Origin of the sequence: Pseudomonas sp. MG-9, from assembly GCF_018729515.1 — a bacterium.
Lineage (GTDB): Bacteria > Pseudomonadota > Gammaproteobacteria > Pseudomonadales > Pseudomonadaceae > Aquipseudomonas > Aquipseudomonas serboccidentalis.
Map to the genome: position 1 here is coordinate 465,511 of NZ_JAHHZH010000003.1, position 23,517 is coordinate 489,027.

Below are 23,517 nucleotides of genomic sequence, written 5' to 3' on the forward strand. Positions count from 1 at the left end.
TTCGCCTGATGCACATCATCAACGCCCGACTGCGCAACCAGGACGGTTTGCACGAATTGCACCTGGAGGACGGTCTGATCCGCAGCATCGGTCGCCAGACCGAAGCCCCGACCCTCAACCCCGGCGACCTCGACGCCGGTGGCAATCTGGTGGTGCCGCCCTTCGTCGAACCGCACATCCACCTCGATGCCACCCTGACGGCCGGCGAGCCGCGCTGGAACATGAGCGGCACGCTGTTCGAGGGCATCGAGTGCTGGGGCGAGCGCAAGGTCACCATCACCGAAGAAGACACCAAAACCCGCGCCAAGAAGACCATTCAGGCGCTGGCCGCCCATGGCATCCAGCACGTGCGCACCCACGTCGACGTCACCGACCCGCAGCTCACAGCGCTCAAGGCGATGCTCGAAGTGCGCGAAGAAACCCGGCACTTGATCGACCTGCAAATCGTCGCGTTCCCGCAGGAGGGCATCGAGTCGTTCCGCAACGGTCGCGAGCTGATGGAGGAAGCGATTCGCTTGGGCGCCGATGTGGTCGGCGGCATCCCGCATTTCGAGTACACCCGTGATCAGGGCGTCAGCTCCGTGAAGTTTCTGATGGACCTGGCCGAGCGCACCGGGTGCCTGGTGGACGTGCACTGCGACGAAACCGACGACCCGCATTCGCGCTTTCTCGAAGTGCTCGCCGAAGAAGCGCGCAGCCGCGACATGGGCGCACGGGTTACCGCCAGCCACACCACGGCGATGGGCTCTTATGACAACGCCTATTGCGCTAAACTGTTCCGCCTGCTCGGGCATTCCGGGATCAGTTTTGTCTCGTGCCCGACCGAAAGCATTCACCTGCAGGGGCGCTTCGACAACTTCCCCAAACGCCGTGGCGTGACCCGGGTCAACGAGCTGCTCGAAGCCGGGATGAACGTGTGTTTCGGCCAGGACTCCATCGTCGATCCATGGTACCCGCTGGGCAACGGCAACATCCTGCGTGTGCTCGAGGCCGGGCTGCACATTTGCCACATGCTCGGCTACCGCAACCTGCAGAACGCGCTGGACCTGGTCACCGACAACAGCGCCAGGGCCATGCACCTGGGCGACCGTTACGGTCTGGAACAGGGCCGCCCGGCCAACCTGCTGATTCTGTCGGCAGACAGCGATTACGAAGTGATCCGCAGCCAGGGTCTGCCGTTGTATTCGATTCGCGGCGGCAAGGTGCTGATGAAGCGGCAGATGCCGGTGGTGGAGTTCAGCAGCCATGTGAATTGATAGAGCGCCCCTGTAGGAGCTGCCGCAGGCTGCGATCTTTTGATCTTGTTTTGAGAATCAAAGTCAAAAGATCGCAGCCTGCGGCAGCTCCTACAGACCTCGCGTCCACCACGCAACCCTGCTCGCGAAAACGATTACCGCTTCAACCCATCAATCGCGCCGTACCGAACAGTCTGACCCGCACCAATTCCCCCCGCTCTTCCTCAAGCAAAACAGGCGCCGTCCCGCCCGGCATGACCACGTGCACCTCACCGCTCACCACCCAGCCCACCGCCCATGCAGCACAGGCCACCGCACTGGCACTGGTGCCGGAAGACGCCGTCGGCCCTTCCCCGCGCTCGAACACCCGCGCGACGATACGTTGCGCTGATTCGCGCGCGGCCCATTGCAGATTGACGCCCGCCGGGCACGGCTGGCCGGCGCCGGTGGGCATGGCGTAGGCGATTCGGGTCAGGCCTTCTGCCCATGGCGATTGGCGCATTTGTGAGTTGTTCGGCAACGCGGCGACGTCGGTCAGCAACGTCACGCAATGCGGGTTGCCGAGGCGCACGAACTGGCTGTGCTGCCACGCGGGATCGAGCTGGGCCAATGGCGCAACGTGGCTGACTTCATGACCATTGAACTCACGGTTTTCAACAGTCTGTGCCCCCACCGCCGATGGCCCGAAACCCGGTTGACCGAGGTCCAGCCAGAAGCCGTTAACGCCTTCGACTTCGGCCAGTTTCACCGAGGTTTGCACGGCATCGCCCTTGTCGTGATGCACCCTTAGCAACGCGCCTTCCGCGGGCATCAGCCCCTGCTCAAGCAGGGATTGGGAAAAGATCGTCAGGCCATTGCCACTGCGCTCGGCCAGGGTGCCGTCGGTGTTGACGATCAGCACGTCGAATGGCGCTGCCGACTGAAACGGCCCAATCAATAAGCCATCGCTGCGGTGCGATTTGCTCCCCGCCGGACGCTGCCCCTCAGGCCAGTCGCAACACAGGGCAATGGTTGCCTGGCTCCACGCCTGTCTCGACAACGCACACTGCGCGGCACTGATCGGCAAATCGATCCCCGCCTCGCGAAGTGCCTCAGGCGAAATCACCCCGTAAATATTGCCCCGCGCGTCATAGAACTGCGTCATCACCGGCCTCACTCACCTTGTCAAAGCCATCACTGTAAACCGCGATCCCCTGTAGGCGTTCGCCTGCTCGCGAGAGCGCAGTATCAGGTTAGACAATGTCGCCTGAACCACCGCTTTCGCGAGCAGGCTCGCTCCCACATTTAATAGCGGGCGCTCACAAATCTGCTGTCATGCGCAGATCCCTGTGGGAGCGAGCTTGCTCGCGAAGGCGGCGTGTCAGTCGCCATATTCACTGCCTGATGCACTGCATTCGCGAGCAAGCTCGCTCCCACAGGTTAGGATGTCGGCTGCACTTCCCCGAGTCTTGCGATCGAACCTCGATGCGCGAGCATTGTCATTCGGGGACGCGACGTTTTTTGCCAAGGATCGATATGACCAGCCTCAACCCCCAAGACACCTTCGTCCCCGGACGCCTGCAACAGATGTCGACGCGCATCGCTTTTTTCATCGCCGGGCTGGGCATTGCCGCGTGGGCGCCGCTGGTGCCGTACGCCAAGGCCCGGGCCGGACTCGATGAAGGCACGTTGGGCCTGCTGTTGCTGTGTCTGGGGGTCGGTTCGATTCTGGCGATGCCGCTGGCGGGGATTCTCGCCACGCGGTTCGGCTGCCGCAAAGTGGCCACCGGCGGCACGCTGCTGATTTGCGCGGCGTTGCCGTTGCTGGCGACGGTGTCGTCGATTCCGGCGTTGATCGCCACCCTGTTCATGTTCGGCGCCGGGCTCGGCACAGTGGATTCGACGGTCAACCTGCAAGCGGTGATCGTCGAACGCGCCAGCGGCAAGCACATGATGTCGGGCTTTCACGGCTTGTTCAGCCTCGGCGGGATTGTCGGCGCGGCGGGTGTCAGTGCCCTGCTCGGCCTCGGGCTGACGCCGCTGGCGGCGATGCTAGTGGTGGTGGCGGTGTTGATCGGCGCGCTGTTCAAAGCGGTGCCGCACATGCTGCCGTACGGCAGTGAAAGCTCGGGACCGGCGTTCGCCATTCCCCACGGCATTGTGCTGTTCATCGGCGGCATGTGCTTCATCGTGTTCCTCACCGAAGGCGCGGCGCTGGACTGGAGCGCGGTGTTCCTGGCGCAGGAACGCGGAATCGACACGGCCTACGCGGGGTTGGGTTACGCCGCCTTCGCCCTGACCATGACGGCCGGACGCCTGATGGGTGACCGGATCGTGCGCAGTGTCGGTGCCACGCGGATCATTCTGTTCGGCGGTCTGTTAGCGGCGGCGGGCCTGTTTCTCGCGACCTTCGCCCCGAGCTGGGAGGCGGCGCTGGTGGGTTATGCGCTGGTCGGCGCTGGCTGCTCGAACATCGTGCCGGTGCTGTACACCGCCGTGGGCAAGCAAACGGTGATGCCGGAAAGCATCGCGGTGCCGGCGATCACCACGCTGGGTTACGCAGGGATTCTGGCGGGGCCGGCGGTGATCGGCTTCGTCGCCCATGCCAGCAGTTTGAGTTTTGCTTTCGGGTTGATGGCGGTGCTGTTGGTGGCAGTGGCGATCGGCGGCAAAACACTCAAAGTCTGAACCGCGTCGATTGTGGTGAGCTGAAATCAACGCCGCCGTACTGCCCGTCCACCTGGGGGTCATTGCCGTTGAAGTTGCCATCGGCATTGTGCCCTCATCCCGGGATCATCGTGATCTGGAAATCACCTCACTCATGTATTGATGCAGATCGCGAAAATCCTTAACACTCCAGGCATGCGGCGCGATCTTTACGCCGTTGTCCTGCAAGGTTTTGGGAATCAGGTTGCCGTTGGGGCGAAGGATTATCGAGGACACGATAACGCCCGGATAATCATTCAGGCGCTTCTTGAACGCGGAGGTTGTCAGGTCAGGTGTCGGCGGATTGCTTTTATTGGCCAATGGCCCTGTCGCCTTGATATCTGCGCCGTGGCACACGGCACAGCGCTGTGTATAGAGATTCTTGCCGTTGGCATTTTCCGCGAAGGACAGGGATGTTTGAGTGATTGATAAAAAAACGAGTAAAGCGATGAATGTTGTTTTCATTTTTAAAGGGGTCAGAGACTGAAACGAACGGCGTACAGCTAAGCACACATCTGGAAACGTTTCTTCATCTCGAGAAATTGCTGGCCGGCGCCACGCCGCGCCGAAACCGCGCCCGCGTTCCCCCCAAGCCCCCGCCTATTGTGTAAAATGCCGCCCGGGTGCCACCGCAACAACGCGGCAGGGCAGGTTTAATTCAGCGCAGGTCGGGCCGCCGCGCGGAGTTGCCGTGCCTATGAGCCACGATCCGTCACGCCTGCAATCTGCCCCTGCCCGCCAGGGCTCACCGTCTGCGATGGCCTTTCTCTCGCGTTTTTTCGCCGCCGAATCCGCCGGTGGCCTGATCCTGATGGCCGCTGCCCTCGCCGCACTGCTGATCGCCAACTCGCCGTGGGCAGCCACATACTTTTCGACCCTGCACATCAAGATCGCCGGCTTGTCGATCGAACATTGGGTGAATGATGGCCTGATGGCGATCTTCTTCATGCTGGTGGGCCTGGAGATCAAGCGCGAAATGCTTGCCGGCCAGTTGTCGACCTGGGGTCAGCGCGCGCTGCCAGGTTTCGCTGCCCTCGGCGGCATGCTGGTGCCGGCGCTGATCTATGTTGCGATCAACTGGGGTAATCCAGAAACCCTGAGCGGTTGGGCGATTCCCGCTGCCACCGACATTGCCTTTGCCTTGGGTGTGCTGTCGCTGCTGGGCAAACGGGTGCCCGTCTCGCTGAAAATCTTCCTTTCGGCCCTGGCCATTCTTGATGACCTGGGCGCGGTGGTGATCATCGCCATTTTCTACACCAGCGGCCTGTCGGTGAGCATGCTGCTGGCGTCGCTGGCGGTGATTGCGTTCCTGGTGATCCTCAACCGTTGCGGCGTCAAAAAGCTTTTGCCGTACCTGATCGCCGGCGCCCTGCTGTGGTTCTTCATGCTGCAATCGGGTATCCACGCGACCCTCGCCGGGGTGATTCTGGCGCTGTGCATTCCACTGGGTAACCCGGAAGACGAGCACAATTCGCCGCTGCTGTACCTCGAAGAAAAAATGCACCCGTGGGTGGCGTTCGCCGTGGTGCCGATTTTCGGCTTCGCCAACGCGGGCGTTTCGTTGACCGGCATTTCCCCGAGCAACCTGCTCGAACCGGTACCGCTGGGCGTCGCGCTGGGCCTGTTGTTCGGCAAGCAGATCGGCATCCTCGGCCTCGGTGCCCTGGCGATTCGCAGTGGTCTGGCGCAACTGCCGCAAGGCGCGAGCTGGCTGCAACTGTACGGCGTCGCCCTGCTCTGCGGGATCGGCTTCACCATGAGCCTGTTCATCGGCGCGCTGGCGTTCCCGGGCGCACCGCACCTGGTCGACTCGGTGAAGGTTGGCGTGTTGCTGGGTTCGATTCTGTCCGCACTGCTGGCGGTGGTCGTGCTGATAAATGCCGGCAAGGCGAAGGCTTCGAACTGACTTCAAGGGTCTAGTCGAGATAAAAATGTGGGAGCGAGCCTGCTCGCGAAATCGTTGATTCAGTCGACAAATTAGCTGACTGAATTGACGCCTTCGCGAGCAGGCTCGCTCCCACAATTGTGACAGCGGTGTGGATTAGCCTTTTTCGTCGATCCCGGCCTGCAAGGTCTGGCTGTCCAGATTCCCGCTCAGAGTCACCGGACCGACTTTCAGATTGCCGTTATCGAACGACACCTTCGGTGCGTTTTCCTCGGTTTTCTGCGGCAGGTCCAGCCCGGCTTTCACCCCGTAGTCACGGTTGACCAGATCGCTGCTACCCACCTTCGAACCGCCCAGGTCGACCTTGCCCTCAGTCGCCGAGATCCGTGCTCCGGTCAGCTGCGTTGCGCCGCTCACCGCAAGGTTCACACCTTGATTACCACTGATGCCGGAAGCCTGCGTCACGCTGCCCTTGTGCGTGTATTCGCCCTGCGCTTTCAGCGTCGGCTTGTAGTCGGTGCCGGCAAGTTTTTCCTTGTCGCTCGGTGGGTTCTTCTTCGCGGTCAGCCCCAGATCGACATCGACCCTGGCTTGCGTCTTCGCGTCCTGACGGCTGTCGACGGTCAGATCACCGACGACCTCGCCGCTGACAGTCTTCGCGTCAATTCGCGCCCCCGAGAGCTGTGCATCACCGGTACTGTTCAGCACCACGCTGTCAGCCTTGATCTGGCTGTTCTGCTGGGTGGTGCCTTGCAGGTAATCGACACCGACCTTGGCCCCGGCGTTGAAGCCGTGGTCGCTGCTGGCTTTTTCATCGGCAGCGGTCGGGGTCTTGCTGCTCAAGTTGCCGCCGGCATTCAGCGCGACGTTCCAGTTGTTGCGGCTCTCGGTGGACTGCGCCGACTCCTGGACGAAACCGCCCTTCTGCGCATCGATGTTGACGCTCGGCGCGCCGACTTGCGTGCCTTGCAGGTGCACCGCGTCACCGCTCAAAGCCACACCGCTCTGGCTGTTGATCTGGCCACCAGTCAGGGTTTGCGAGTGTTCGTTGACCCGACCGATGTTGAAGTTGCCGCTCAGATTACCGCCCTGATCACGACTCTTCTCGCTGCTGGATTTGCTGCCGCCGCCCTTCAAACCGCCGCCGAGATTGCTGCCGGTCGCGGTGTGCGTATCGACGGCCGCTTGCAGATCAAGCTTGCCGTCAGCGTGCAGATCGATGGCGCCGGTGCTGTCGATCTTCGTGCCTTGCTGGACCTGGTTGCCGCCGCTGCTCAGTTGCACCGCACCGTTGCCGCTGATGCTCGCAACATGGGCCTGACTGTCGCTGGTCTGCTTGCCGGTGTGGTCAAGCTGGAACCCGGCGCCGAGGTCGACGTTGGTGCCGTCAGTGCCCGGCAAGGTGCCGACCGTCAGTGAGCCGTTGCCGCGCAGGCTGGAGTCGCTGCTGCTCTGGCGGTCGTTGGCCTGATTCAGCGCCAGATCGCCGCTAGTCTTGACGCTCACACCGCCCTGCCCGCCGTCGAAACGGCTGCCGGCGAACTGCGCGTCACCGCCGACATTGATGTTCACGCCCTGATCGCCGGCATACCCGCCAACCACCGCCGTGCTGCTGTCCTTGCTGCTGTAGCTATTGCCACCGGCGCCGCTGCCGGCGACGTTAACGTCCTCACCAGTCTTGGTGTAGACCCGCACGTCGACCTTGGCGTCCACGGCGTTATCCGTGCTGCTGTGGGTATTGCTGGCGGCGTCGGCGAGCAGTTTGTCAGCGCTGAGGTTCACCTTGCCGGTGCTGGCGTTGTACTGGGTGCCCTGATCGTGCAGGGTGCCGGCGGTTTTCACCTCGACGCTGCCGCCGTCGAAACGGCTGACCACCGCGTGACTGCTCTGCTCGGTCTTGTCGGCGCTTGCGTGACCGATCGCCACGTCGATGCCGACGTTCGGCTGGCCGAGATTGCTCAGGCCGTCCTTGTCCGGCACCTTGCCGTTGAGCACATCCTTGACCGCACCGGCAATCGGGCGGGCGATGTCCTTGTACTCGACGTTGGCACCGATGTCCGCCGACCAGTTGCTCTGGCTGTGAGTGCTGCTGTCGGTGTTGCTGGCCGCGCGGTTGTCGATTTCGTTAGCCGCGACGTTCAAACCATTGCCGGCCTTGACCTGCGCGCCTTCGGTCAGCAGTTTGTCAGCGTTGATGGTCAGGCCGCCGCTGCTCTGCACGCTGGTGGTTTGCGCGGTGGTCTTGCTGCTGGTGTCTTGCGAAGTGCTGTGGGCGAAATCGACGCCACTGCCGGCGCGGTCGAGGCCACCGGTATAGTAGAAACCGCCGCCGGTGCTGGAGGTGTCGGTCGAGGTTTTATGGCTGTCCTGTTCGGCCAGCAACGACACGTTCTTGCCGCCCAGCGTGGTGTCGCCGGCAGTGGATTTGACCTCACCGCCCTTGATCGTCAGGTCGCCGCCCGCCTGCACCTGCACGCTGGCGCCGCTGAGGCTTGCGCCTTGCTGGTTGACGTCGTTGCGGGTGACGGTCTGCTGTTTGTCCTGGTAATGCACCCCGGCGCGGTATTGCTCCGGGGTGTTTTCTTTGGCGTAGGCGTCGAAGCCACGGGTCTCGGTGGTCGAGCGGCTGTCGTGGGTGTTCTGCGTGGAATGCACGTTCACATCCCCCGCGGCATCCGCCGTCAGCGCGCCGCCGGCCTTGACCGTGGAACCGGCAACTTCGATGTCCTTGGCGCTCTTGAGCTTGAGGTTGCTGTCCGAAACCAGCTCGCTGCGCACCGTGGTGCTGTCCTTGGCGTTCTGCCGCGACTCGTCCTTGGTGATGCCGAAGAACTTGCTGTCCTTGTCGTGGTTGTTGCTGTGCGAGGTGTCCTGCACGCCGTCGATCACCAGCGAACCCTGGTCGCTGACCACACTGGCCTCGGTGCCGCCACGCACCTGACTGCCGCTGATGCGCACGTCGTCAGCCTTGACGAGCAGTTTGCCGGCGGCGTTGATTTTGCTGCCCTGGTGCTGGGTCTGGCCCTTGTCGGCGTCACCGGTCTTGCCGAAGAAACCACCGCCGACCAGGTCGCCGGAGTAACTGTTGTTATTGCTGCGACTGGTGCGCGTGGCCGTGGTGACGTCCACTTGCTTGCCCGCCAGTTTCACATCGCCGGCGCTGTTCAGCTCGGCGCCTTCCGAGCGCAACAAGGCAGCAGTTTGCAGGGCGATATTGCCGCCCTTCAGCTGACTGCCGATGCTGCGCTGCTCTTCGCTGCTGGTGTTCCAGTCAGCCTTCCACAGATGCTTGCGGTGGTTGCCCTGATCGGTCTGGGTGTGGCTTTCGGTGGCCGCGGTCAGGCGCAGATCGCCGCCGCTCTGCACATCGAGGTTCTTCGCCGCTTCGACCTTGGCCGCTTTGAGCTCAGTGTCGTTGCCGGAGGACAATTTCGCATCACCGCTGGCGACGATCTGGCTGCCGTGCTGGCGCGAATCGCTGTCGGTCTGGGTGCGGTCGTAGGTTTCCCAGGTGATACCGATGGTGCTGTTGCTCCAGTTTTCGCGCTTTTCCTGGAGCTTGCGGCTTTCGACGGTGCTGAGGGTCAGGTTGCGTTTGGCATCGACGCTGACGTCGCGACCGCTGACATCGGCGGCGGCCAGGGTCAGGTCCTTGCCGCTGTGCAGGCCGACATCGCCCTGACTGCTGCGGATACCGGCACGGGTCACTTCAAGGCTGTTAGGGATCGCTTCGCCGCTGACGCTGAGGTCGCCGGCAGAACGAATCTGCACGCCGTCACGCCCCGCCACTTGCACCGCGCCCACGCGCACGCCCGCACCTTCGGCGGTGCTGACGATGTTGATGCGCCCGGCCTGCATCGCACCGAACAGGCTGGCGTCGATGCGTTGATCTGAGGTGTGGCCCGCCGGGTCTACGGCGTTGACCTGACCGCTGGCGTAATCCACCTGATTGCGCCCGACCGTGAGGTTCAGTTGATCGCGGGCATTGATCGCGCCCTGGCTGTCGATACGCGGCGCGATCAGGTTGATCGAGCCTTCGCCGTTGCGCAGGCCGCCGCTCTGAATCTGCAACTGGCCGCTGGCGTCGCGGGTGTTCAGCGCTTGCAGTTTGCCGTCGTTCAGTTCCGGACGACCGACCACCAGATTGGTGTTTGGCGTGTTGATGAAACTGCCGCCGTTCACCGAAATGCCGTTGGGGTTGGCCAGCACGTAATCGGCGGCGCGGCCGAAGATTTCCTGGGCGCCATTGATGGCTGACGGGTTGCGGCTGATCACCTCGTTGAGGATCACGCTGGCCGCCTGCCCCTGCAGTTGCGGGTTGGCCGCCAGTTGCCCGGCGAGCTGCGATTGCCCGGCCTGCAAGGCGTTGTTCAGCACCAGGCCCTGACGGTCGACGTTGTAGTCGAGGAACTGGTTGTGCGACAGGCCCGAGCCGTTGGGCGCGACGATATTGACGATGGGCACACCGCCCTGGGTCTGCAATTGCGCGGTGCCGCCGGGCCCGGGTGCGACCACCACACCGCCGGCGATGGCGCTGGGCAGGTGCACGGCGAAGAACAGGCTGGCGATCGCCCAGCGCAATTTGCCCCGAGGAGAAAGATGGAATGCAAAGGTATGTGCTGGCATAAAAACGTCTCCATGTAAGTACGGCATCACGGCGCGCGATTTAGTCTTGGCCGTGGCTGTCGCGCTCAGATCCGACGGCTGTTTGTTCACTGCTTGATGAGTCTCGGTGGTGCTCATATCTGCAACCCCACGCGCATCAGCCAGGTCTGCGGCTCATGTTGCAAACCGTTGGGGGTGTTGAGGGCGCGTTGGTAATCGACGTCCACTTGCAGATTCTTCCAGCCCAGATTCAGCCCGACGCTGGCGCCGCTCAGGCGTTGGCCTTGAGCGCCGTGGTCGGCCTTGAGCCAACCGTTGTCCAGGCCCACGCGCGGGGTGATCTGCACCGGCCAATCGCTGCGCAGTGGCAGGCGCAAGGTGTTGCGCCAGATCGCGCCGCTGGCGCCAGATGCGCTGCTGACCCGATAGCCGCGCACCGCCGAATCGTCGGTGCCGAGCAACTGTTCGATGGCCGGCAACGGGTCGGGGCTGTATTGCAGATTGAGCTGGCTCTGCCACTGCCAGGCCTGCGCGCCGAACTGGCCGTTGCGCCATTGGCTGAGGCCGGCGCGGTACTTGCGAAATTGCGCCTTGGGCAGGTTGTTGACTTGATGATCGCCATCGTCGTCGGCGCCCAGCCAGCGCAAACCTTGCGAGTAGGTGAAATCGAGGTTCCACACCGCACGGTCGAGCCAGAACAGATTGAGTCCGGCTTCGGCCACCGTCAGGGTCGGGCTCTGAATGCCCAGGCGGGCATTCTCCAGATAGCTGTCGACGTCTTTGTGCGCCAGCTGCAGGTTGGCGCTGAGCTGGCGGCTCTGGTCGCGCCACAACACGCGGTCGGCGCGCAGGCTCAGTTGATCGGTGATGCCGGTGCTGTGAAAGGTCACGCTGGGCAGTTTGAACGGCGCGCGGTATTCAGCGTGGCTGGCGAACACGCTGTAGGTCCAGTAGCCGTAGGGAATCGCGTAATACAGGCTCGCGTTGCGGTTGTAGCGGTCACCCTGATTCAACGTGTCGCTGGCACTGAGACTCAGCAGATCGTTGAGTTGCAGCGGGCTGTCGAGGCTCAGGCTGACGGTATCGCGATCACGCCCGGTGCTGGCGCTGCCGAGGTTGTCCATGCCCAATCCCAGGGCCCAGCGCGACTGCCCTGAGGTGCGCGAACGCAGGATGATCCGCGACGCGCCGGGCTGGCTGCCGGGGGCGATGTCGGCAGTCAGGTCAATCGAACGCAAGCGGTTCAACTGGTCCAGCCCCTGCTCCAGATCGCGCAGGTTCAACGGCTGGCCGAGCATATGCGGGAACGCGCCGCCCAGCGACACCGGCAGGCTCTGGTCGGCCAGCTCGATGGACTCGATGTAGCCCTCGTCGATCATGATGTCCAGCGACTGCCCCGCCGCAGGCGCACTCAACAGGTACGGGCGGCTGGCGATGTAACCCTGCTTGACGTAGATCGCAGTGATGGTCGCCAGCAGATGATTGATCTGGCCGACGCCCATGCACGGTGCCAGCAGCGGTTTGATCCGCGCGTTGAGTTTGGCGCTGTCGATCAAAGTGACGCCGCCGATGCGCGTGCCGCTTAGCGGCCAACAGCGCTCATCGGGGGCGACCGTCTGCGGGATCGCCGGGGTGGCAGGCGCCGGGCCGAACGCGCCGCGCTCCAGTTGGCGCTTGCGTTGTTCAATCTGAAGTTGTTGCAGATCGCGCTGTTGCTGTTGCTGCTGGCGCAGCACCTCCTGGCCCGGTGCGACAGGGTCAGCGGCTTGAAGCGAGGAGGCACACACACTCAACAACAAGGCCGACAACAGCGGGCAACGCGTGGAACGACGACGAAATACAGCGCGAAGCGAATACGGCACGCAACATCCTTGCAATCATAAAATGGCGTAATGCCACCTCATCAATGCGAGTGATAGTCAGAGCCTTCCTACACAAATGCAAGACGCTTCCTACAGCGCTTACATTTCTTAAACATTTGATTTTGCTGTGTTCAACATCACGCCCTCAGGGTTTCCCCGAGGGCGTTCATTGCGCTCTCCAATACCTGGCCTGTATTACGGGTGGCCGTCGTCCAGCGAAACCGCTCCAAACCCTGAGCCCCAGCGGGCAACTGACGATTGGCATGAAAATTCAATTGCCACAAAATATTACTCACGTCATATTACATCCGTAATAACGACCCGTTTCCACAGGTATGACGCCATGACCAGTATGCCCACCCTTGAGCCCGACCTGTCTGCTACGGTCACCCCTGCCAGACCACCGCTGCGCAAACGCCTGTTATTGCCCGGCGTCGGCCTGATTATCTTGGTAGTTGCCGGGGTGTACGCCGCTCACTGGTGGGGCACCGGGCGATTTCTGGAAGAGACCGACGATGCCTACATTGGTGGCGACGTCACGGTGATCGGGCCGAAGGTCGCCGGGTACATCGAAGAAGTGCTGGTCAGCGACAACCAGTCGGTGAAGGCCGGCGACGTGCTGATCCGCCTCGACGCGCGGGACTATCGCGCCAACCTCGCCAAAGCCGAAGGCGCAGTCGCCGCCGAACAAGCGCTGCTGGCCAACCTCGACGCCACCGAACAACTGCAGCAAGCGGTGATCGGCCAGGCCCGTGCCGGCATCGATGCGGCCGGTGCCGAAACCGCCCGCTCGCGGGACGACAACGCGCGCTACAAACGGCTGGTGAGCACCAATGCCGTGTCGGTGGAAAGCGCCCAGCGTGCCGACGCCACCTTCAAGACTGCCCAGGCCCTGAGTGCCCGCGCCCAGGCCGAACTGCTCGCCGCACAACGCCAACTGGCGGTGATCGATACCCAGAAACAACAGGCCCGCGCCGCCCTGCAACAAGCCCGGGCCGAGCGTGATCTGGCGCAGTTGAATCTCGGCTACACCGAACTGCGCGCGCCGGTCGATGGGGTGATCGGCAACCGCCGCGCGCGAGTCGGCGCCTACGCCCAGGCCGGTTCGCAGCAGTTGTCGGTGGTGCCGGCCAGTGGCCTGTGGGTCGATGCCAATTTCAAGGAAGACCAGCTTGCCAGAATGCGTCCCGGACAACGCGTGAGCATCCGCGCCGACGTGCTCTCCGGCCAGGAATTCCACGGCCACCTCGACAGCCTCGCCCCCGCCACCGGTTCGCAATTCAGCGTGCTGCCCCCGGAGAACGCCACCGGCAACTTCACCAAAATCGTCCAGCGGGTGCCGGTGCGGATCCTGCTCGACCCGGCCGACGGCGTGCTCGGCCATCTGCGGCCGGGGCTGTCGGTGACCGCTGAGGTCGACACTCGCGCGCCCACTGAAACCAGCGCCGTGGCCGTCGCGCCATGAGCACCAGCCTCGCCGCCCCGGCGCAACCGTTCAATGCGGCGGACATGGCGACCGCGACCAAGGTCTTCGCCTTCGCCACGATGTGCATCGGCATGTTCATCGCGCTGCTGGACATCCAGATCGTCTCGGCGTCGCTGCGTGACATCGGCGGCGGACTCTCGGCCGGCACCGACGAAACCGCGTGGGTGCAGACCAGTTACCTGATCGCCGAAATCATCGTGATCCCGCTGTCGGGCTGGCTGTCGCGGGTGTTCTCCACACGCTGGCTGTTCTGCGCCTCGGCGGTTGGCTTCACCCTGGCCAGCCTGCTCTGCGGGGTAGCCTGGAACATCCAGAGCATGATCGCCTTTCGTGCGCTGCAGGGCTTTCTCGGCGGTTCGATGATCCCGCTGGTGTTCACCACCGCGTTCTTTTTCTTCACCGGCAAACAACGGGTGATTGCCGCTGCAACCATCGGAGCGGTGGCGTCGCTGGCGCCGACATTGGGCCCGGTGATCGGCGGCTGGATCACTGATATTTCCTCGTGGCACTGGCTGTTCTACATCAACCTGGTGCCGGGCATTTTCGTCGCCGTGGCAGTGCCGATGCTGGTGAAGATCGACCAGCCGGAACTGTCGCTGCTCAAAGGCGCGGACTACCTGAGCATGGTGTTTCTCGCGCTGTTTCTCGGCTGCCTGGAATACACCCTCGAAGAAGGCCCGCGCTGGAACTGGTTCAGCGATCAAACGATTCTGACCACGGCGTGGATCAGCGGTCTGGCGGGGCTGGCCTTTATCGGGCGCACGTTGTCCGTGGCCAATCCGATCGTCGATCTGCGCGCCCTCAAGGATCGCAATTTTGCGCTGGGCTGCTTCTTTTCCTTTGTCACCGGGATTGGCCTGTTCGCGACGATTTACCTGACGCCGCTGTTTCTCGGACGGGTGCGCGGTTACAGCGCGCTGGATATTGGACTGGCGGTTTTTTCCACCGGGGTGTTCCAGATCATGGCGATTCCGCTGTACGCCTTTCTCGCCAATCGCATGGATTTGCGCTGGATCATGATGATCGGGCTCGGATTGTTTGCAGTGTCGATGTGGGAATTCAGTCCCATCACCCACGACTGGGGTGCCGGGCAGTTGATGCTGCCGCAAGCGCTGCGCGGGATTGCCCAGCAACTGGCGGTGCCGCCGGCAGTGACACTGACGCTGGGCGGGTTGGCACCGGCGCGACTGAAGCACGCCTCGGGCCTGTTCAACCTGATGCGCAACCTTGGAGGGGCCATCGGCATTGCCGCCTGCGCCACCATTCTCAATGACCGCACCAACCTGCACTTCACTCGTTTGGCCGAGCATCTGAACAGCCGTAACGAGGCGATGAACCAGTGGCTGGCGCAGGTCTCCGGCAACCTCGCGACGCTGGGCCAGAGCGGTGACGTCGGCGTCACCGCCGGCCTGCATCAACTGTGGCTGCTGACCTACCGCGAGGCGCAGACCCAGACCTACGGCGACACCTTCTTGATGATCATGCTGTGCTTCATCATCGCCACGGCGATGGTGCCCTTGATGCGCAAGGTGCAACCACCGGCTGCGCCGAGTGCGGATGCGCATTGATCCAGGTTTCCAAAACGACCCGCCCCTGTAGGAGCTGCCGCAGGCTGCGATCTTTTGACTTTGATTTTTAAAAACAAGATCAAAGGATCGCAGCCAGCGGCAGCTCCTACAGGGGTTATGTATGGCTTCAGAGTTGCGGGGTTTTACGGAAGCCCACCGCCAGGCGGTTCCAGCTGTTGATGGTGTTGATCGCCACGCTCAGGTCGACCATTTCCTTGGGCGTGAATTGCGCGGCGACGACTTCGTAATCTTCGTCCGGGGCGTGAGTCAGGCTCAATTGGGTCAACGATTCGGTCCACAACAGTGCCGCGCGTTCACGCTCGGTGAAGAACGGCGCTTCACGCCATGCGGTCACCGCGAACAGCCGGCGCGGGGTCTCGCCGCCCTTGATCGCATCGGCAGTGTGCATGTCGATGCAGAACGCGCAGCCGTTGATCTGCGAAGCACGCAGCTTGACCAGTTCGATCAGGGTCTTTTCCAGCGGCAGTTTCGAGACCGCGGTTTCCAGCGCGATCATCGCTTTCAGGGCGTCTGGGGAAGCGGTGTAGAAATCGGTACGAGCTTGCATGGTGAGTTTCCGGGGCCAGTGAATGTGTGATTAAGGTAGTCCCGCACCGGCCCCGGACAAATAGCCAATCTCCCGGAAGTCGAGTAGACCACCGCGTCACACCCGATTACGCAGCCACTGCAGAAACCCGGTTTTCGCCACCACGCTCGGCACGTCCTGAGTCAGCGTCTGGGCCTTGTGCAAGCGGTAATCGAGCAAGGCCTTCATCGCCTCGTTGATGTCGTGGCGGGCATCCAGGCATGGCTTGAGGTAGGTCTTCTCGATGCGGTACAGCGCACAGAAGGTTTTCGCGGCGAACATGGCCGGCACCGACGAGTCGGACAGAATGCCGGCCTCGCCGATCACCTCCCCCGGCCCCATGCGCCCGGACTCGAACGGGCTGCCATGGCGGGCCAGGGTCACGGTGACCACACCGGATTCGATGATGAACAAATGATCGCTGACCTCCCCGGCTTGCAGAATCGTCTCGCCGGCACGGAAGGTTTGCAGGGTCATGTTCTGGCTGAAGGTGTCTTTCTCTTCCTGGCGCAGGGTGGAGAAAATCGGCGAACTGTCGAGCAGCGCCCGTGGCCGTGACAGATCGCTCGGCACATTCGGCTCCACGCTCGACAACAGATTGACTCCGGACGCCTGCAAGTGCCGATAGGCCAGATCGAACAACTGATTGCGCACCGGACGTTTCTGGTCCATCGATGACACGAAGCCGCTGATTTCGTATTCGACGCCCGTGCTGCTGGAGCTTTTCAGTGCCACGCTCGGCGAGGGATTGTCCAGCAGCGGACGGCAACCCTGCATCGCCCTCTCCAGCGCCTCAAGCACGGTGGTCGGTCGCGCATGCGGGCTGACCTGCACACTGACAGCAAGGCCGAACATGTTGCTCGGTCGGCTGAAGTTGATGATCTTGGCCTTGGCCGCCAGCGAGTTGGGAATCACCGCCATGCTGCCCTGACTGGTTTGCAGCCGCGTGGCGCGCCAGTCGATGTCGATGACCCGGCCTTCGGTGCCGTCGATGGAGATCCAGTCATCGATCTGATACGGCTTGGTGGTGTTGAGCACGATCCCGGAGAACACATCGCTCAGGGTGCTCTGCAACGCCAGACCGACGATGATCGCCAAGGCCCCGGACGTCGCCAGCACGCCTTTGACCGGCAGATCCAGCACGTAAGCCAGCGCGGCAATGATCGCGATCAGGAAGATCACCGCCCCGAGCAGATCCTGCAACAGCCGCCCGGTGTGCCCGACCCGCTGCATCATCACCGCGCCGATCAGCACGGTCAGGGTGCGCGCGCCGAACAGCCACCAGCCGATCTGCAACCCGGTCGCCGCCAGGTGCAGCGGCACGTTGTCGGCCCACGGCGCTGGCTCCATCGGGTTGAGGCCTTCGTTGAACAGCACTGCGCTGAACAGGCTGAAAATCAGCACCCGCACCAACAGCTTCCACTCACTGCCACGGGAGCTGATCAGCCGCCACAGGCCCAGATCGAGGAGGATCAGGATCAACGCGCAAAACAACGGATGTTCGGTCAAGAAAGACAACATCAAACCACTCCGACACGGGCCAATCGCGAGAAGATCGCACAGATTGGGCAAGTGTAGGAGCAATTGATTTCAGAGGGTGGACGCGCGCACAAAAACACGAAAAAACCCCTGTGGGAGTGAGCTTGCTCGCGAAAGCGGTGTGTCAGTCAAAGCAGCTTCGACTGTTACTCCGCCATCGCGAGCAAGCCCGTTCCCACAGGGGTAGGTTTTAGCCGTGCATCTGGCCAAAACGGCCGGACTGGAAGTCGGCGAAGGCCTGATGGATTTCCTGCTCGGTGTTCATCACGAACGGGCCGTGACCGACGATCGGTTCGTCGATCGGCTCGCCGCTGAGCAGCAACACCACCGCGTCTGCGCTGGCCTCAAGTGTCAACTGACGACCGTCGCGTTCGAACAGCACCAGTTGCCCTTGCTGCGCGGTTTCCCCACCGTTGATCCTGACCGAACCTTTCAGCAGTACCAGGGCGGTATTGCGACCTTCGTGCAGATCCAGCGTCAGCGATTTGCCGGCATTCAGCCGCAGGTCCCAGACATCGATCGGGGTGAACGTGCGCGACGGGCCTTTATGGCCATCGAACTCACCGGCGATCAGGCGCAGATGGCCCGCATCGTCCTTCAGCGCAATATTCGGGATGTCGCCATCCAGAATGGTCTGATAACCGGGCGCGGCCATTTTGTCCTTGGCTGGCAGGTTGACCCACAACTGCACCATTTCCAGTTTGCCGCCGGTTCTGGCGAAATCATCCGAGTGAAACTCTTCGTGCAGGATGCCGGACGCAGCGGTCATCCACTGCACATCGCCGGGGCCGATGGTGCCGCCACTGCCGGTGGAATCACGGTGCTGCACCTCGCCGTCGTAGACGATGGTCACGGTTTCAAAACCACGATGCGGATGCTGGCCGACACCACGACGCTCGGTGGTCGGGGTGAACTCGGCAGGTCCGGCGTGATCGAGCAGCAGGAACGGACTGATGTATTTACCCAGGTTGTCGTAGGAAAACAGGGTGCGAACCGGGAACCCATCGCCGACCCAATGGCCGCGAGGGCTGGTGTAGATACCGATGATGTTTTTCATGGTTGCCTCCAAAAAGGTGGGTGACGCAATGGATTAAGCTTAAATCCATGACGGTCGGAGGACTAGACGGCAAAAATCGGCTTGAGTGTTCCATATTTAGAACAGTGGTACGCCCTTCGCGAGCGATCCACAACCCCTGTAGGAGCTGCCGCAGGCTGCGATCTTTTGGCTTTATAAAACAAGATCAAAAGATCGCAGCGTTCCGCAGCTCCTACAAGATTCATGACTTCTGCTCAACAGTGCTTTGTCCCACCCACGGTTTTTCTCAAGGCAGCAGACACGGATACTCCTGCCCATTCTCACTGCAACCCTGGAGTCATCAATGTCTGTTCCCGCTTTTGGTCTGGGTACGTTTCGCCTGCAAGGTCAGGTGGTCATCGATTCGGTGAGCACCGCGCTTGAGCTCGGGTACCGGGTCATCGACACCGCGCAGATCTACGAGAACGAAGCCGAGGTCGGCCAGGCCATCGCCGCCAGCGGCATCGCCCGTGACGAGCTGTTCATCACCAGCAAGATCTGGGTCGCCAACTTCGCCAAAGAGCGCCTGATCGAGAGCCTCAAGGAAAGCCTGCACAAGCTGCAAACCGATTACCTGGACCTGACGCTGATCCACTGGCCGTCGCCGGAAGACCAGGTGCCGGTCGCCGAATTCATGGGCGCGCTGCTCGAAGCCAAGCGCCTGGGCCTGACCCGGCAGATCGGTGTGTCCAACTTCACCATCGAGCTGATGCAACAGGCGATCGCAGCGGTCGGCGCCGACAACATCGCCACCCACCAGATCGAACTGCACCCGTACCTGCAGAACCGCAAAGTGGTCGAGTTCGCCCAAAGCCAGGGCATCCAGATCACCTCGTACATGACCCTCGCCTACGGCGAAGTGCTCAAGGATCCGCTGATCCAGCAGATCGCCGCACGCCTGCAGGCCACCCCGGCGCAAGTCACCCTGGCCTGGGCGATGCAACTGGGCTACGCGGTGATTCCGTCGTCGACCAAACGCGCCAACCTGCAAAGCAACCTCGGCGCGACCGCGCTGACCCTGAGCGATGCCGACATGGCGCTGATCGCCACGCTGGAACGCGGCCAGCGCCTGACCAGCCCGAAAGGCATCGCCCCACAGTGGGATTGAGCAATCAGGCCCGAAGTCGCTGCGCGAGGCCGAGCATGGCCTCGCGCAGCGCATCGACCGAGCGTTCGACCGCTTGGGTTTCAGCATCTGCGCAGGCCTGTTCGAGACCCGCACAGGCTGCTGCCAATCGCGCGGCACCGACCATCTGCGCGCCACCCTTGATGTGATGCGCCAGCGTGCGCAATCCGCTCAGGTCCTGCGGATGGCGCACATCCTCCAGCCGTTGCAGATCGTCCTGCAGACTGCGCAACACTTGCTCTCGCAATCCTTGAATCACTGCGTGATTGCCAGCGGCCATTTGCTCCAGCGCGCTCAGGTCGAGTTCCGTCAGCGCCCGTGTCTGGTCTGGCTCGTGTTCATGTTCGCGGTGACTGGCGCCTTGTAACGCCAGCGCCAGATCAGCCAGGCGGATCGGTTTGAACAGGCAATCATCCATGCCGGCCTCAAGACAGCGGGCCTTCTCTTCGATCTGCGCATTGGCGGTAAAACCGAGGATCAGGCAACGCGCCCGGCCGCTCGCGGCCTCGGCGTCACGGATTGCCCGAGCCAGCTCGTAGCCGTTGCGACGTGGCATGTTGCAGTCGGTGATGAGCACATCGAACGGTTGTGCCCGCCAGCGCTCCAGGCCCTGCTCACCGTCGTCAAGGTCGACCGTGCGGTGGCCCAGTTCACTCAGTTGCCAGCACAGCAGCAGACGGTTGACCGGATTATCGTCCACCACCAGCACGCTCAGCGAGCGCGCGGGTTTATCCGCGATCTCGGGGCCTGCCGCCTCGGGCTCGAGCGCAGCCAGTCGCGGCACCTGCAGCGTGAGTTCAACCCGGGTTCCGTGTCCGGGCGTGCTGTCCAGGTGCAACGTGCCGCCCATCATTTCGCAGAGGCTGCGGCTGATTACCAGCCCCAGTCCCGAGCCGCTGCGCGCTGACGGGCCAGGGTTACCGGCCTGGACAAACGGGTTGAACAGGCGCTGCCGGTCTTCGGCGCTGATGCCAATGCCGCTGTCGGCAATCACCAGCGTCACGGCCAACTGCCCGAGCGGCGTTGCAGCCACCGACAATTGCAGGCTCACCTGGCCGTGCTCGGTGAACTTGATCGCGTTGCTCAACAGATTCGACAGCACTTGCTTGAAGCGGGTCGGGTCGATCAGCACGTCGACGTCACTGTGCTCATCCAGATCGATGTGCCACGCCAAGTGTTTCTGGCGCGCCAGCCCTTCGAACACCCGGCACACCGTATTCACCAGTTCCCGCAGGTTGGCCCGCTGCGGCACAAGGGAAAGATGGCCTGACTCGATGCGCGCGATGTCGAGAATGTCGCCGATCAGCGCGAGCAATTGCTGGCCGGCGCTGGACGCGACCTGAATCGCCAGGCGATCGGTCACGCCCTCCTCGGCACGTTTGAGCGCCAGTTCAAGCATGCCGATCAATGCGTTCATCGGCGTGCGGATTTCATGGCTCATGGTCGCCAGAAAGGTGGTCTTGGCCCGATTGGCATCGTCAGCCGCGTCCTTGGCTTGCTGCAACTGGCGCAGCCATTGCTGACGCTGACGCAACTGCCAGCGCTGAAAACCGATCCAGGCCAATGCCAGCACCAGCAACCCCGCCGCCACGGCAAAACCCAGGAGAATCTCGCGGCGGTGGCGCAACCAATAGCTCTGCTCCACCACCACATCATGACTCCAGCGCTCGACCAGTTCGTCCATTTGCTGTGGCGCGACGCTCAGCAGTGCCTTGTTCAGGATTGTGTGCAGCGCCGTGGCCTGCGGTGCGGTAGCCAGAGCGATGCGAGCCGGTTGATCGCCGACGGTGTTGGTGATGCGCAAGCGCTCGCGGAACTGACGGGCAATCAGAAAGCGCGCCACCAGCAGCGAGCTGACCGTCGCATCAGCCTGGCCTTTGACGATCATTTCCATGCCCTCGGCGGGGCTGCTGACCTCCACCAGACGCACCCCAGGCACGCGCTGCAGCATGTAGTCGCGCAACGGATGACCGCGATAGATCGCCAGCCGTCTGCCCGCCAGATCGTCGAGGCGGCGCGGGCTGCGGGGCGCTGTCGCACTGATCAGCACAAACGGATTATTCAGGTACGCGCGGGTGAATTGCAGCTCGGCTTCACGCTCGCTGCTGGGCGTCACCACCGGCAACAGGTCGAGTTCGCCGGCCTTGAGCTGTTCGATCTGGCGGTCCAGCGAATGCCCCCGGACCACTTCGAAATGCAGCCCGGTGCGCTGACTGATCAGGCTGAGCAGTTGTGCCGACAGCCCGTTGAAGCGCCCCTCGGCATCAAAGAAACTCAGTGGCGCGAAATCCTCGATCACCCCCACCCGCACCAGCGGATGCCGCTCCAGCCAGTCCTGCTCGCTGGCACTGAGGCGCACTCGCGACTGCGTAGCCATTTGTGCGCGCCCCGCGCTCCAGCGTTGTTCGATCAGTTGACGACGCTCCATCGGAATCGCCGTCAGCGCCTTGTCGATGATGCGTTTGAGGCGCACCTCGCTGCGCAGCAGGGCGAAACCGAAGGGGTTGGCGTCCAGGCCCGATGGCCCGGCCAGTTGCAGGTCATTGCGGTAATTGGTGTTGATCAGGTAATTGGCGCTGATCAAGTCACCCAGGTAACCATCCTCGAGCCCAAATGCTACCGCCCCGAGTGCATCCATCGCCGAGGGATAACGCTGCACATTGGCCAGGGGATAGAACGCCTGCACGCCGGCCAGCGGCAGATAGTCCTCGACCATGGCGATGCGTTTGCCCGTCAGATCCGCCGGCAACGTTTCGTCAAGCCGGGTCACCAGCATCGGCTGATCTTCGGCGTAGGGACGCGACAGGACGAAGTCCGGATCGGCCAGTTCAAAGCTGTTGGAGGTCCCCAGCAGGTCGAGTTCGCCGCGTTTGAGCGCGGCCATCACCTCTTCGCGGTTGGCGTAGCGTTGCACGTCGATGCGCACACCGAGCAGTTGCGCCAGCAGGTCGGCGTAATCGGCGGTGAGCCCTTCCAGCTCGTGCTGGTTGCGGGTGATTTCGAACGGCGGGTAATCCGCGCCGGAAATGCCCATGCGCAATGGCGGATGCTGACGTAGCCATTGCCGGTCGCGCTCGTCGAGCGCGATGTGGATATTGTCCAGTCCGGCCTGGGTCAACAGCTCCAGGCGTTGTGGCGGCTCACTGGCCCGGCAGGTGAGCGTGACGATCAACCACAACGCACACCACCAGCCTCGCGGATTCATCAGCTCGCTCAGATCAGATGATTACGTTTGGCGAATTCGCGCAAATGCACGGACGATTTCACGTTGAGCTTTTTCATCAAGCGGGTTTTGTAGGTGCTGACGGTTTTATGGCTCAGGTGCATGTCTTCGGCGATCAACTTGTTGGCCTTGCCCTGCGCCAATTGTTCAAAGATGTTCAGCTCCCGATTGGAGAGTGCGTCGATCATTTGTTTTTCGCTGCGGTGCAACGGGTTCGACGAATAGTCCTTGTCAGACGGCGCCGCAAAATAGGAATAGCCCGACATCAGCGCCTGGATTGCCTTGTGCAATTGCACCAGCTGGTTGGTTTTGGCCACGTAGCCCATGGCGCCGGCACGCAGACAGCGGTCCTGATAATACTGCGGTTCCTGGGAGGTGAAGATCAGCACCTTGCACCTGGGGTCGTTGGCCTTGAGCCGTTCCAGCACTTCCAGGCCGCTGATCCCCGGCAACTTGAGGTCGAGCACCACCAGTTTTGGTTTGTGCTCACGGTTCAGCGCCATGGCTTCGCTGGCGTTCGCCGCCTCGTGAATCTCCTTGAATCGTTCGCTTTCGAGTACGAGTTTCACGGCAGCGCGCACCACCGGATGATCGTCGATGACCAGCGCTGACTTCATGACGGCTCCCAGGGCAAAAAACATG

Annotated in this window: 15 protein-coding genes; 6 read left to right on the forward strand and 9 right to left on the reverse strand. The window is 62.4% G+C overall.

What is annotated here, in order from left to right; genetic code table 11:
- Nucleotides 1-8: 8 nt before the first annotated feature.
- A complete protein-coding gene (gene codA / locus KKQ10_RS10360; protein WP_215501025.1) occupies nt 9-1,256 on the forward strand; it encodes a cytosine deaminase in 1,248 nt (415 codons plus the stop codon).
- Nucleotides 1,257-1,398: 142 nt separating this feature from the next.
- On the opposite strand, the gene KKQ10_RS10365 is transcribed toward codA, so the two are convergent.
- A complete protein-coding gene (locus KKQ10_RS10365) occupies nt 1,399-2,379 on the reverse strand; it encodes a diaminopimelate epimerase (RefSeq protein WP_215501026.1) in 981 nt (326 codons plus the stop codon).
- Nucleotides 2,380-2,750: 371 nt separating this feature from the next.
- Between KKQ10_RS10365 and KKQ10_RS10370 the strand changes: the two genes are divergently transcribed.
- Nucleotides 2,751-3,902, forward strand: coding sequence for an MFS transporter (locus KKQ10_RS10370; protein ID WP_215501027.1), 1,152 nt, complete (start codon nt 2,751-2,753; stop codon nt 3,900-3,902).
- Nucleotides 3,903-4,007: 105 nt separating this feature from the next.
- Here KKQ10_RS10370 and KKQ10_RS10375 read toward each other — a convergent pair whose 3' ends face one another.
- The gene (locus KKQ10_RS10375) at nt 4,008-4,385 is read right to left on the reverse strand and encodes a c-type cytochrome (protein ID WP_127652126.1); all 378 of its coding nucleotides are present in this window, start codon (nt 4,383-4,385) and stop codon (nt 4,008-4,010) included.
- A 232-nt stretch (nt 4,386-4,617) separates the two neighbouring features.
- On the opposite strand from KKQ10_RS10375, the gene nhaA reads away from it, so the two are divergent.
- Nucleotides 4,618-5,826, forward strand: coding sequence for a Na+/H+ antiporter NhaA (nhaA, locus tag KKQ10_RS10380; RefSeq protein ID WP_215501100.1), 1,209 nt, complete (start codon nt 4,618-4,620; stop codon nt 5,824-5,826).
- 135 nt (nt 5,827-5,961) lie between these two features.
- On the opposite strand, the gene KKQ10_RS10385 is transcribed toward nhaA, so the two are convergent.
- Nucleotides 5,962-10,431 (reverse strand): hemagglutinin repeat-containing protein, encoded by a 4,470-nt coding sequence (locus KKQ10_RS10385; protein ID WP_215501028.1) that lies wholly within the window; start codon nt 10,429-10,431, stop codon nt 5,962-5,964.
- A 113-nt stretch (nt 10,432-10,544) separates the two neighbouring features.
- A complete protein-coding gene (locus KKQ10_RS10390; RefSeq protein WP_215501029.1) occupies nt 10,545-12,272 on the reverse strand; it encodes a ShlB/FhaC/HecB family hemolysin secretion/activation protein in 1,728 nt (575 codons plus the stop codon).
- A 343-nt stretch (nt 12,273-12,615) separates the two neighbouring features.
- On the opposite strand from KKQ10_RS10390, the gene KKQ10_RS10395 reads away from it, so the two are divergent.
- Together KKQ10_RS10395 and KKQ10_RS10400 are read left to right on the forward strand one after the other, a co-directional pair.
- Nucleotides 12,616-13,737 (forward strand): HlyD family secretion protein, encoded by a 1,122-nt coding sequence (locus tag KKQ10_RS10395; RefSeq protein ID WP_215501030.1) that lies wholly within the window; start codon nt 12,616-12,618, stop codon nt 13,735-13,737.
- Nucleotides 13,734-15,326, forward strand: coding sequence for a DHA2 family efflux MFS transporter permease subunit (locus tag KKQ10_RS10400; protein WP_215501031.1), 1,593 nt, complete (start codon nt 13,734-13,736; stop codon nt 15,324-15,326). The genes KKQ10_RS10395 and KKQ10_RS10400 overlap by 4 nt, the downstream gene beginning before the upstream one ends.
- 127 nt (nt 15,327-15,453) lie before the next feature.
- Here KKQ10_RS10400 and KKQ10_RS10405 read toward each other — a convergent pair whose 3' ends face one another.
- The 3 genes from KKQ10_RS10405 to KKQ10_RS10415 all read right to left on the reverse strand — a co-directional run bounded on the left by KKQ10_RS10405 (nt 15,454) and on the right by KKQ10_RS10415 (nt 18,508).
- On the reverse strand, nt 15,454-15,894 hold the full coding sequence (locus KKQ10_RS10405) for a carboxymuconolactone decarboxylase family protein (RefSeq protein ID WP_127652131.1): 441 nt from the start codon (nt 15,892-15,894) through the stop codon (nt 15,454-15,456).
- A gap of 96 nt (nt 15,895-15,990) precedes the next feature.
- The gene (locus KKQ10_RS10410) at nt 15,991-17,433 is read right to left on the reverse strand and encodes a mechanosensitive ion channel domain-containing protein (protein WP_215501032.1); all 1,443 of its coding nucleotides are present in this window, start codon (nt 17,431-17,433) and stop codon (nt 15,991-15,993) included.
- A gap of 208 nt (nt 17,434-17,641) precedes the next feature.
- Complete coding sequence (locus KKQ10_RS10415) at nt 17,642-18,508, reverse strand: pirin family protein (RefSeq protein ID WP_127652133.1); 867 nt, start codon at nt 18,506-18,508, stop codon at nt 17,642-17,644.
- A gap of 322 nt (nt 18,509-18,830) precedes the next feature.
- On the opposite strand from KKQ10_RS10415, the gene dkgB reads away from it, so the two are divergent.
- Nucleotides 18,831-19,634: a 2,5-didehydrogluconate reductase DkgB gene (gene dkgB, locus KKQ10_RS10420; RefSeq protein WP_215501033.1), complete on the forward strand. Its 804-nt coding sequence runs from the start codon at nt 18,831-18,833 to the stop codon at nt 19,632-19,634.
- Between the two features lie 4 nt (nt 19,635-19,638).
- Here the strand turns inward: dkgB and KKQ10_RS10425 are convergent, their stop codons facing one another.
- Entirely contained in the window at nt 19,639-22,857 is a 3,219-nt protein-coding gene (locus KKQ10_RS10425; RefSeq protein WP_215501034.1) for a transporter substrate-binding domain-containing protein, read from the reverse strand.
- 8 nt (nt 22,858-22,865) lie between these two features.
- Nucleotides 22,866-23,492, reverse strand: coding sequence for a response regulator transcription factor (locus KKQ10_RS10430; RefSeq protein WP_215501035.1), 627 nt, complete (start codon nt 23,490-23,492; stop codon nt 22,866-22,868).
- Nucleotides 23,493-23,517 lie beyond the last annotated feature (25 nt).

Excerpts from the sequence above, each read along its gene's own strand:
- codA (WP_215501025.1), top strand. The coding sequence starts at position 9 with ATGCACATCATCAACGCCCGACTGCGCAACCAGGACGGTTTGCACGAA.
- KKQ10_RS10365 (WP_215501026.1), bottom strand. The coding sequence starts at position 2,379 with ATGACGCAGTTCTATGACGCGCGGGGCAATATTTACGGGGTGATTTCG.
- KKQ10_RS10370 (WP_215501027.1), top strand. The coding sequence starts at position 2,751 with ATGACCAGCCTCAACCCCCAAGACACCTTCGTCCCCGGACGCCTGCAA.
- KKQ10_RS10375 (WP_127652126.1), bottom strand. The coding sequence starts at position 4,385 with ATGAAAACAACATTCATCGCTTTACTCGTTTTTTTATCAATCACTCAA.
- nhaA (WP_215501100.1), top strand. The coding sequence starts at position 4,618 with ATGAGCCACGATCCGTCACGCCTGCAATCTGCCCCTGCCCGCCAGGGC.
- KKQ10_RS10385 (WP_215501028.1), bottom strand. The coding sequence starts at position 10,431 with ATGCCAGCACATACCTTTGCATTCCATCTTTCTCCTCGGGGCAAATTG.
- KKQ10_RS10395 (WP_215501030.1), top strand. The coding sequence starts at position 12,616 with ATGACCAGTATGCCCACCCTTGAGCCCGACCTGTCTGCTACGGTCACC.
- KKQ10_RS10400 (WP_215501031.1), top strand. The coding sequence starts at position 13,734 with ATGAGCACCAGCCTCGCCGCCCCGGCGCAACCGTTCAATGCGGCGGAC.
- KKQ10_RS10405 (WP_127652131.1), bottom strand. The coding sequence starts at position 15,894 with ATGCAAGCTCGTACCGATTTCTACACCGCTTCCCCAGACGCCCTGAAA.
- KKQ10_RS10410 (WP_215501032.1), bottom strand. The coding sequence starts at position 17,433 with ATGTTGTCTTTCTTGACCGAACATCCGTTGTTTTGCGCGTTGATCCTG.
- KKQ10_RS10415 (WP_127652133.1), bottom strand. The coding sequence starts at position 18,508 with ATGAAAAACATCATCGGTATCTACACCAGCCCTCGCGGCCATTGGGTC.
- dkgB (WP_215501033.1), top strand. The coding sequence starts at position 18,831 with ATGTCTGTTCCCGCTTTTGGTCTGGGTACGTTTCGCCTGCAAGGTCAG.
- KKQ10_RS10425 (WP_215501034.1), bottom strand. The coding sequence starts at position 22,857 with ATGAATCCGCGAGGCTGGTGGTGTGCGTTGTGGTTGATCGTCACGCTC.
- KKQ10_RS10430 (WP_215501035.1), bottom strand. The coding sequence starts at position 23,492 with ATGAAGTCAGCGCTGGTCATCGACGATCATCCGGTGGTGCGCGCTGCC.